General features: G+C 73.5%; 10 protein-coding genes and 1 pseudogene. 3 read left to right on the forward strand and 8 right to left on the reverse strand.

The window, feature by feature from the left end; genetic code table 11:
• Window positions 1–158: 158 nt before the first annotated feature.
• From HUX53_RS08255 to HUX53_RS08265, 3 genes are read left to right on the forward strand one after another with little or no spacing between them, the layout of a single operon-like run.
• Window positions 159–1,484: a bifunctional o-acetylhomoserine/o-acetylserine sulfhydrylase gene (locus tag HUX53_RS08255; protein WP_176402566.1), complete on the forward strand. Its 1,326-nt coding sequence runs from the start codon at window positions 159–161 to the stop codon at window positions 1,482–1,484.
• A complete protein-coding gene (locus tag HUX53_RS08260) occupies window positions 1,481–2,635 on the forward strand; it encodes a homoserine O-acetyltransferase (RefSeq protein WP_176402573.1) in 1,155 nt (384 codons plus the stop codon). The genes HUX53_RS08255 and HUX53_RS08260 overlap by 4 nt, the downstream gene beginning before the upstream one ends.
• 34 nt (window positions 2,636–2,669) lie before the next feature.
• On the forward strand, window positions 2,670–3,431 hold the full coding sequence (locus tag HUX53_RS08265) for a creatininase family protein (RefSeq protein WP_176402567.1): 762 nt from the start codon (window positions 2,670–2,672) through the stop codon (window positions 3,429–3,431).
• A gap of 3 nt (window positions 3,432–3,434) precedes the next feature.
• Here HUX53_RS08265 and HUX53_RS40835 read toward each other — a convergent pair.
• From HUX53_RS40835 to HUX53_RS08305, 8 genes and pseudogenes are all read right to left on the reverse strand, one after another.
• Window positions 3,435–4,199: pseudogene (locus HUX53_RS40835) on the reverse strand (lysylphosphatidylglycerol synthase transmembrane domain-containing protein); the annotation flags it as partial.
• On the reverse strand, window positions 4,196–5,065 hold the full coding sequence (locus tag HUX53_RS08275) for an SAM-dependent methyltransferase (protein ID WP_309237115.1): 870 nt from the start codon (window positions 5,063–5,065) through the stop codon (window positions 4,196–4,198). The gene HUX53_RS08275 and the pseudogene HUX53_RS40835, both read right to left, overlap by 4 nt.
• A complete protein-coding gene (locus HUX53_RS08280; RefSeq protein WP_176402568.1) occupies window positions 5,062–6,135 on the reverse strand; it encodes a glycosyltransferase family 4 protein in 1,074 nt (357 codons plus the stop codon). Before HUX53_RS08280 ends, HUX53_RS08275 begins: the two co-directional genes overlap by 4 nt.
• Window positions 6,132–6,530, reverse strand: a complete 399-nt coding sequence (locus HUX53_RS08285) for a 6-carboxytetrahydropterin synthase (RefSeq protein ID WP_176402569.1) — start codon at window positions 6,528–6,530, stop codon at window positions 6,132–6,134. Before HUX53_RS08285 ends, HUX53_RS08280 begins: the two co-directional genes overlap by 4 nt.
• A gap of 10 nt (window positions 6,531–6,540) precedes the next feature.
• Complete coding sequence (locus tag HUX53_RS08290; protein WP_176402570.1) at window positions 6,541–7,512, reverse strand: zinc-binding alcohol dehydrogenase; 972 nt, start codon at window positions 7,510–7,512, stop codon at window positions 6,541–6,543.
• Entirely contained in the window at window positions 7,469–8,284 is an 816-nt protein-coding gene (locus tag HUX53_RS08295) for a CDP-alcohol phosphatidyltransferase family protein (RefSeq protein WP_176402571.1), read from the reverse strand. Before HUX53_RS08295 ends, HUX53_RS08290 begins: the two co-directional genes overlap by 44 nt.
• A complete protein-coding gene (ribA, locus tag HUX53_RS08300; protein ID WP_176402572.1) occupies window positions 8,284–8,940 on the reverse strand; it encodes a GTP cyclohydrolase II in 657 nt (218 codons plus the stop codon). The genes HUX53_RS08295 and ribA overlap by 1 nt, the downstream gene beginning before the upstream one ends.
• Before the next feature lie 125 nt (window positions 8,941–9,065).
• Entirely contained in the window at window positions 9,066–9,806 is a 741-nt protein-coding gene (locus HUX53_RS08305; protein ID WP_309237116.1) for a nucleotidyltransferase domain-containing protein, read from the reverse strand.
• Window positions 9,807–9,897: the final 91 nt, after the last annotated feature.

Below are 9,897 nucleotides of genomic sequence, written 5' to 3' on the forward strand. Positions count from 1 at the left end.
CTGAGTGTTCGCTGTTTTTTTGGTTTGTTGTGTGGTCGCCAGCGGAGTCACACCCTACCCGCTGCGTCGGCGGCTTCAGATGTGTATAAGGCACAGCCCCCGCACGCCGGCGCCGGACCCGTACGAGCCCGTCCCCCTCGTCCCGTCCAAGGAGAGCCATGAGTGAGCACGCCGACCCCGCCACGTCCGCCGAGGCCGGCTGGTCGTTCGAGACCAAGCAGGTGCACGCCGGCAGCGAGCCGGACCCGGCCACCGGCGCGCGGGCGGTGCCGATCTACCAGACGACGTCGTTCGTCTTCCGCGACACCGAGCACGCCGCGAACCTGTTCTCGCTCGCCGAGACCGGCAACATCTACACCCGCATCATGAACCCGACGCAGGACGCGTTCGAGAAGCGCATCGCGGCGCTGGAGGGCGGCGTCGGCGCGGTGGCGGTGGCGTCGGGGCAGGCCGCGGAGTCGATGGCGATCTGGAACCTGGCGCGCGCCGGCGACCACATCGTCTCCAGCTCCACGATCTACGGCGGCACCCACAACCTGTTCCAGCACACGCTGCCGAAGTTCGGCATCGAGGTGTCCTTCGTGGACGCCGACGACCTGGACGCCTGGCGGGCCGCGATCCGGCCGAACACCAAGGCGCTGTTCGCCGAGAGCATCGGCAACCCGCGCGGGAACGTCCTGGACATCCGGGGCGTCGCCGACATCGCGCACGAGGCGGGCGTCCCGCTGATCGTGGACAACACGATCGCGACCCCGTACCTGGTGCGGCCGATCGAGCACGGCGCGGACATCGTGGTGCACTCGGCGACCAAGTTCATCGGCGGGCACGGCACCACCATCGCGGGCGTGGTCGTGGACGGTGGAACGTTCGATTTCGGCGCGAACGCCGACCGGTTCCCCGACTTCACCGAGCCCGACCCGAGCTACAACGGCCTGCAGTACTGGCCGGCGCTCGGCCCCGGCGCCTACGGGATCAAGCTGCGCGTCCAGCTGCTGCGCGACCTCGGCCCGGCGATCGCGCCGCACTCGGCGTTCCTGCTGCTGCAGGGCGTGGAGACGCTCAGCCTGCGGATGGAGCGGCAGTCGGCGAGCGCGCAGGAGCTGGCCGAGTGGCTGGAGCAGCACGAGGAGGTGTCGGCCGTCCACTACCCGGGGCTGGCGTCCAGCCCGTGGCACGAAGCCGCGCAGCGCTACCTGCCGCAGGGCTCGGGCGCCGTGTTCACCTTCGAGCTGCGCGACGGCATCGAGGCGGGACGCCGGTTCGTGGAGGGCGTCGAGCTGTTCAGCCACCTCGCCAACATCGGCGACGTCCGCAGCCTGATCATCCACCCGGCGTCCACCACGCACAGCCAGCTGAACGAGGCCGAGCTGACCGCCGCCGGCGTCACCCCCGGCCTGGTGCGGCTGTGCATCGGCATCGAGAGCGTCACCGACCTCAAGGCCGATCTGGAGGCCGGCTTCCGCGCGGCGAAGGGCGCGTCCTGAGCACCGACGCCGAGACCGCACCGGTCGCCCTCCCGCCGGCCTCCGGGGCCTGGCGGGAGGGGGACCCGCCCGGACGGCGGCGGTGGATCACCCTGGACCGGCCGCTGCCGCTGGAGGCCGGCGGCATCCTGCCCCGGGTGCGGCTCGCGTACGAGACCTGGGGGCGGCTCGCGCCCGACGCGTCCAACGCGGTGCTGGTGCTGCACGCCCTCACCGGGGACAGCCACGTCACCGGGCCGGTCGAGCCGGGGCATCCGACGCCCGGCTGGTGGGACGGCCTGGTCGGGCCGGGCCTTCCGCTGGACACCGACCGCTGGTTCATCGTCGCGCCCAACGTGCTGGGCGGCTGCCAGGGCAGTACCGGCCCGTCCTCGCGCCGGCCGGACGGGACGACCTGGGGCGGTTCGTTCCCGTATCTGACGCAGCGCGACATGGTCGCCGCCGAGGCGCAGCTGGCGGACGCGCTGGGCATCGACCGCTGGGCGCTGGTCACCGGCGGCTCGATGGGCGGGATGCGCGCCGTGGAATGGGCGGTGTCCTACCCGGAGCGCACCGGGTCGCTGCTCCTGCTCGCCACCACCGCGGCGGCGAGCGCCGAGCAGATCGCGTGGGCGGGCGCGCAGCTGCACGCCATCCGGTCGGATCCGGGCTGGCGCGGCGGCGACTACTACGACGCCCCGCCGGGGGACGGCCCGCACGCCGGGCTGGGCATCGCCCGCCGGATCGCGCACATCACCTACCGCAGCGAGCCGGAGTTCCAGACCCGCTTCGGCCGCCGCCCGCAGGACGGCGAGGACCCGCAGCGGGCCGGGCGCTACCAGGTGGAGTCCTACCTCGACCACCACGCCGGCAAGCTGATGGGACGTTTCGACGCGGGCAGCTACGTGGTGCTCACCGAGTCGATGAACGACCACGACGTCGGCCGGGGCCGGGGCGGCACGGCGGCCGCGCTGCGCCGGGTGACGGCCCGGACGCTGGTGGCCGGGGTCGACTCCGACCGGCTCTACCCGCTGTCCCAGCAGGCGGAGCTGGCGGCCGGCATCCCGGGCGCGGACCGGCTGCGGGTGATCGAGTCGCCGTCCGGCCACGACGGCTTCCTCACCGAGATCGAGCAGGTGGGCGGGCTCGTCCGGGAACTGCTCGGGAGCTGAGCCGCAAGCGCGGCGGATGCGGCAGAGTTGGGGCATGTTGCCGATGCATACGAGCGCCGAGGTTCCGGACGTCCCCGTGGCCGTGCTGCCAGTAGGAAGCTTCGAGCAGCACGGGCCGTACCTGCCGCTGGCGACGGACACGGTGATCGCCTGCACGCTCGCGGAGGAGATCGCGAAGGCGCACCCGGTGCGGCTCCTCCCGCCCGTGACGATCTCCTGCTCGCAGGAGCACGCCGGCTGGCCCGGGACGGTGAGCATCTCTGCGGCGACCCTGCATGCCGTGGTGCGGGACGTCGCCGAGTCGCTCCGCGGGGCCGGAGTGCCGAAGCTCGTGCTGGTCAACGGGCATGGCGGCAACTACGTCCTGGGCAACGTCGTGCAGGAGGCGCACGGCGACATGGCCCTCTTCCCCGGGTTCGACGAGTGGGAGGCCGCGCGGAAGGCGGCCGGCGTCGAGACGTCCGGGGACAGCGACATGCACGCCGGGGAGCTGGAGGCGTCGATCCTGCTGCACGCCCACCCGGAGCTGCTGAGGGACGGGTACGACACCGCCGATCATCTGGCCGATGACCGGCGGCACCTGCTGACGACCGGGATGGCCGCCTACACCCGGTCGGGCGTCATCGGGCGGCCTTCACTGGCCCGCGCCGGCAAGGGCCGGGACGCGCTGCGGAGCCTTGTCGAGGCGTTCGGGGACGTCCTCGCGGTGCTTCAGCAGCAGGGTCGCGGCGCCGGGCAGGCACGCGACGAAGCTCAGCACCCCGTACACGACGGAGACGGTCAGGCCCTGCGCTGAGCCGAGCCCGGCGGCGCCGAACGCCAGGGCGAGGACGGCCTCGCGCGGCCCCCAGCCACCGACGTTGAGCGGCAGCACCATCGCCAGCAGCGCGAGCAGCAGCAGCGGCAGCAGGGTGAGGAGCGGGGCCGTAGCGCCGACCAGGCGGGCCGCGACGACGAACAGCGCCACATGACCGCCCAGGGCCACGACTGACAGCCCCACGATGCCCGGCCAAGCGCGCGCGGCGGCACGCAAGTCGGTGAACGTGGAGACCAGGGCGGGGTGTTTCCAACGCGCCAGGACCAGCAACAGCACGAGCGCGATCCCCACAGGAATGAGGGCCGGGGCCATCGCCGACAGCAAGGCCGGGTAGGCGAACAACGCTGCGACCCCTGCAACGATCGCGACACCCTGGCCCGCGATCCTTTCAAGGAACACGGCCCGCACCCCACGGACGACGTCACCGGAGCGTTGGCCGTGGCTCACCGCTCGGTGAACGTCCCCCAAAACGCCCGCAGGCAGTACGGCGTTCAGGAACTGGGATCTGTAGTAGTCCGTGACGGCTCCGGCCATAGGCAGGTGCAAGCCGAGCCGTCGCGCGACCAGCCACCACCGGGCCGCGCTGAGCACCGTGGTCACGAGCCCGATGGCGAGGGCGAGAACGACGGATTCGGGATCGATCGAGTGGTACGCCGCCACGAAAGCGTCCGTGCTGTGCCACCACAGCAGCGCGCCGAGGATGCCCAGCCCGCCGAGCAGGCGCCCCCAAGGCCAGAGCCTCTTCATGATGTTCCCCCAGGTAGGGCGAGCAGGTCCAGGTGGTGGACCTCGACGGAGAGCCGGCCCGCGGCGCAGTCGGCGAGGCGGCGGCTCAGGTAGTCGCCCGCGAACGAGGCCAGGTCCGGCTGCTGCTCGACGGCGGCGCCGACCCAGCCGCGCAGCCACGCGGCGGTCAGCGTGGACTGGCCGGGGCCGAGCCGCCACGGGCTCGGCCGGGTCAGCACGGTGGCGCCGCGGCGCCCGAACGCCTTGATCGCGGCGGTGACGGCGTCCGGCCCGAGGAGGTCCCCGCGGCGCTGGTGGGCGTCGAAGGCGGCGGCGAACGCGGCGTCGAGCGGCTCGGCCGGGGAGAACCGGACGCGGCCGACGACCGACAGCGTGAGCAGGGCCGGGCAGGCGGCCGCCGCGGCGATCGTCTCGATCCCGGCGGCGGTGAGCACGTCCAGCAGCGCGGACGCGGTGACGAGCGACGCGCCGACCAGGTCGGACGCGCGCAGCGCGGCGAGGTCGCCCGCCCGCGTCTCGATCGTCGCCGGCAGCCCGTCGGCGGTGATGTAGCCGCCCGCGCCGGCCCGGTCGAGCAGGGCCGGGTCGTGGTCGTGCAGGATCCAGTGCTGCGGGCCGCGCAGCCGCCCGGACAGCCAGCGGCCGAGCGAGCCGGTGCCGCAGCCGAGGTCCCAGATGACCAGCGGCTCGTCCGGCGGGAGCGCGGCCCGGAGCGGTTCCAGCAGGTCGGCGGCGCGGGCGGCGGCGTCGGCGCTCTCCCGCAGCGCCAGCCAGTCCGGATCGAAACTCAGCGTCTCCTTGCGGGGAGACGACCCCCCGCGTCCCCCGGCAGAAGCCGCACCGATGCCCTCGCTTCGCTCCGTCATCGCGCCTCCCGCCGCAGCCTCGACAGGACGGTCGCCATGCGGCGGGCCGTGTCGTTCCAGCCGGGCAGCATGCCGCGGCGCAGCCGGGCGGCGGCGCGCAGGCGCCCCCGCAGGTCGGGTTCGACGAGCCAGCGGCGCAGCGCCGCGGCCAGCGCACCGGGGTCGTCCGGCGGGACGAGCAGGCCGGGGACGGCGCCGGTCGGGTCCCAGCCGAGCGTGTCGGGGACGCCGTCCACCGACGTCGCGACGACGGGGATGCCGCGCGCGAGGGCCTCGGTCACCACCATCCCGAACGTCTCGGCGCGGGACGCGAGGACGAGCAGGTCGGCGTCGGCGTAGGCGTCGTCCAGCCGCTTGCCGGTGAGCGGTCCTTGCAGGTCGACGCGGCCGTCGAGGCCGTGCCGGGCGATCAGCCGGCGCAGGTCGGTCACGTGGTCGGAGTCGCGGCCGAGGGGCCCGACGCATTCGCAGTGCCAGGGCAGGTGCGCGACCGTGGAGAGCGCCTCCACGAGGACGTCGTGCCCCTTGCGAGGGGTCACCGACGCCACGCACAGCAGGCGGGTCGCGCCGTCGGTGCCGTTCGCGAGCGGCGCCGGGTCGGTGCCCGGCGCAACGGCGTGGACGCGGGACAGGTCGAGGCCGTGATGGGCGATGAGGTGGTCTTTGGCCCATGGGCTGGTGGCGATGACCGCCCCGGCCGCGTCCAGGACCTTCCGTTCACCGGCGTTCAGGTCGGCTTGTCCGGGTTCGTCCGCCAAGGGAAGGTGCACCAGGACCGCCAGGCGCAGCCGTCCCGCATCCGGGACGACGATGTCCGGTACCCCGCACGCGACCAGGCCGTCCATCAGGACGACCGCACCGTCGGGCAACTCGGCCAAGGAGCGGGTGAGGCCGTCGCGCGCCGCCGCGTCCGGGCGCGGCCACGAGCCCGGCACCGCCACCTCGCGGACGGGACGTCCCGACGCCACGAGTTCGTCGCAGAGCCGCCGGTCGTAGTGGTTGCCGCCGCTCGGGAGTGCGGTGTCGTCGATGTCACCGGGGACGACGACGCAGATCTCGGGCGCGGTCATAGCTCGCGCTCGTAACTGGCCCAGGCGACGTGCGACTCGTGCAGCGTCACCGTGAGGCCGGCCAGGCCGCGCGCGTTCTCGCCCAGCGCGCCCGCGCGCACCCGGACGGCGAGCCGGTCGGCGATGACCTTGGCGAGGAACTCCGTCGAGGTGTTGACCCCGGCGAAATCCGGCTCGTCGTCCAGATTGCGGTAGTTCAGCGCGCCCAGGACCTCGCCCAGCTCACGGGTGGCGAGCCCGATGTCGACGACGAGCCCGTCCGGGTCGAGATCGGCCCGGCGGAACGTCGCGTCCACCACGTACGTGGCGCCGTGCAGCCGCTGCGCGGGCCCGAAGACCTCGCCGCGGAAACTGTGCGCGATCATGACGTGGTCGCGGACGGTGATGCCGAACAAGTGCGTCCTCCTAGTAGACGATCCGGTGGCAGAGGGCGGGGATCTCGCCGTTCGCGAGCCGCGGCATCAGGCCCGGCAGCTCGTCGAACGGGCTCTCCCCGGTGATGAGGGCGTCGAAGGCGGGGTTCGCGAGCAGCTTCAGCGCCAGCGCGAGCCGGTCGGCGAACGTGCGGCCCGCCCGGCGGGACGGCGGCACCGCGCCGACCTGGCTGCCCCGGATCGTCAGCCGCCGCGAGTGGAAGAACTCGCCGAGCGGGACGCTGATCCGCCGGTCGCCGTACCAGCTCAGCTCGATGACCTCCCCCTCCGGCGCGAGCAGTTCCAGCGCCCGCGCCAGCCCCGCCTCGGTCGCGCTCGCGTGGACGACCAGGTCGCAGCCGCCCAAAGCCTGCTCCGGCGAGGCGAACTCCACCCCGAGCGCCTTCGCGACGGACGCCCGCGAAGGGTCGGTGTCGACCAGCTGCACGCGGCTCCCCGGAAACCCTGCAAGGACGCCGGCGACCGAGCAGCCGACCATTCCGGCACCGACCACGGCGATGCGGTCGCCGACGAGCGGCGCCGCGTCCCACAGCGCGTTCACGGCGGTCTCGACCGTCCCGGCGAGGACGGCGCGCTCCGGCGGCACATCGTCCGGAACGACGCTGACCGCGCTCGCCGGGACGACGTACCGGGTCTGGTGCGGGTACAGGCAGAACACCGTGCGCCCGGCCAGTTCCGAAGGCCCGTGCTCGACCACGCCGACGTTCAGGTACCCGTACTTGACCGGGCCGGGGAACGTCCCGTCCTGGAACGGCGCCCGCATGATCGCGTGCTGGTTCGGCGGGACGCCGCCGCGGAACACGATCGCCTCCGTCCCCCGGCTCACGCCCGAGTACAGCGTGCGGACGACCGCCTCACCCGGCCCCGGCTCCGGCAGGACGAGATCGTCGATCTCCCCCTTACCGGGCGACCGGATCCAGAAGGCGCGCGCGTCGCGCTCCATCCGTGCTCCTCCCCCGAGTCGCCTCCACTGGCCGGTCGCGCCGCGCGTACAGCCACAGCACGTCCCGCCCGAACGACCACACCAGCAGCGCGAGCGCCGCCGCCACCAGCAGGCCCGCATGCGGAACGACGCCCGCCGCGGCCACGACCAGCACCACGCCCTGCACCACCGCGACGGCCTTCCGCGCGACGCTCGGCCGCAGTTCAGCACACAGCCACGGCGCCGCCCAGGCCGCCGCGCCGAACACGTACCGCATCGCGCCGATCGCGAGAACCCACGCCCCGACCGACCACGCGACCTCGACGCTCAGCACCAGCACGAGGAACGCGTCGGTCTCCATGTCGAACCGCGCACCGAGCTTGGACGCCGTCCCGGTGCGCCGGGCGACCTGCCCGTCCACACCGTCCAGGACGAGCGCGACCGACGCGACCACCACCAGCGCCGCGGTGTGCCCGCCACCGGCGAGATGCCCCGCGACCAGCGCCGCCACACCCCCGGTCAGCACGACACGCGCCAGCGTCACGTGATCGGCCGGCCCCAGCGTGCGCCGCCGGCGGAACGCCCGGCTCAGGATCGCCCACGACGCCAGCGCGAACGCCGCGCCCACGGCCAAGCCCGCATGGCCGGGACGCAGCACCGCCAGCAGCGCGAACTGCACCGCCACCGCGAGACCCAGCTCGGGCCCCCGGGTGAGGCGCACCCGGCGCGGCAGCGGCAGCGGCGCCCGCAGCGCCGGCGCCACCGGCCGCGTCAGCGTCACCGACCGCGCCATCAGTGCACCTCGCTGACCGGCGCCTCACCGAGCACGGCGGCGTCCAGCTGGGGCAGGTCGTGGCCGAGGCGGTCGCGCTTGGCGGTGAGGTAGCGGACGTTGTCGTCGCTGACCGGCACGAGCAGCGGCATCCGCGCCGCGACGAGCACGCCGTAGGACTCCAGCGCCCGCACCTTGTCCGGGTTGTTCGACATCAGCCGCACCGACCGGACGCCGAGGTGCCGCAGGATCCGCGCGGCCGGGCCGTAGTCGCGGACGTCCACCGGCAGCCCGATCGCGGTGGCGGAGTCGACGGTGTCGAGGCCCTGGTCGTCCTGCAGGATGTGGGTGCGGACCTTCGCGACGAGGCCGATCCCGCGCCCCTCGTGCCCGCGCAGGTAGACCAGGACACCGGCTCCCTCGCGGACGATCGCGTCCAGCGCCGCGCCGAGCTGGTCCCCGCACTCGCAGCGGGTCGCGCCGAAGATGTCGCCCGTCATGCACTCGGAGTGCATCCGGACGAGCACGTCCCCGCGCCCCCGGACGTCGCCGCGCACCAGCGCCATGTGCTCGTGCCCGTCGACCGGGTCCCGGAACGCGACGGCGCGGAACACGCCGCGCCTCGTCCGCAGATCCGCCTCCGCGATGTCCTTCTGGTCGATGCCCTGCTCGCGCATCGCTCCCCTTCCTCGGCTCCGCAATCACCTGGTACGTGCTGACTGGTACGTGGCGACCGCACCGGGTGGTTGCGTCCAAAAACGGTCCGTATAACCGGTGGCACGCAGGGGAGGCACCGCAGGGTTCAGCGTAGGCGGGTCCGAACCACCAAGTCGTGGAGGGCGCGGCGGTTCGCGGGGAATTCGGGCAGGTCGCTGCGGCCCCGCTCGTCCTCCAGTCGGGTCGTCAGGGCGGCGACGTCATCGTGGAGGCGGGACGTGCCGGGGGCGTCCTCCGGGAGGGCGCCGTGCTCGGCGGCGCGCTTGGCCTCGATCAGGTCCGGCATGTAGGACGGACCGGTGAGGTGGGTCAGGTCGGCCTCTACCTCGCCCGTCCGCATCAGGTGGATTCCGGTGAGCAGCACCCGGAACGTGTAGAGCAGGGGCTTCAGCTCGCGTGATCGCTCGAACAGTTGCCACTGCGACCGCGCGAACCCCAGGTAGTGGTGCGCGTGGTTGGACGTGACCAGCCCCGGCACCAGCGCCTTCAGTTCGGCGTGCACCTCCGAGGTGGCCACGACCAGCGGTGACATGACCTGCTCCAGGACGTAGCCGTTGCGCCGCAGGAGTAGCGCGCAGAACTTGGCGAGGTCATGGGTGACCGCGTCGGCCTCCACACCGTCGTGGTCCCACATCAGCGTGATCGTCTCGTCGCCCGTGTCCAGGCCGACGATCTCCTCCAGCGGCAGCACGTGGACGCCGCGCAGGTCGATGTCGGAGTCCTTGGACGGGAAGCCGTAGAGGTGCGCGCCGCTGACAGTGAGGAACGCGCGCGGGTACGGGTGGTCGGCGGCGAGGCGGGCGGTCATGCCTTCGGGGAGGTTCACCAGGTCACGCTCCTGCGGCGGACGGAGATTAGGAGGTCCTCGACCGTCGTCCGGTCGGGGTCGGGTGGGAGTTCCGCCTGGGCGGGGGAGG

It is taken from the genome of Actinomadura sp. BRA 177 (assembly GCF_013372625.1).
GTDB lineage: Bacteria > Actinomycetota > Actinomycetes > Streptosporangiales > Streptosporangiaceae > Spirillospora.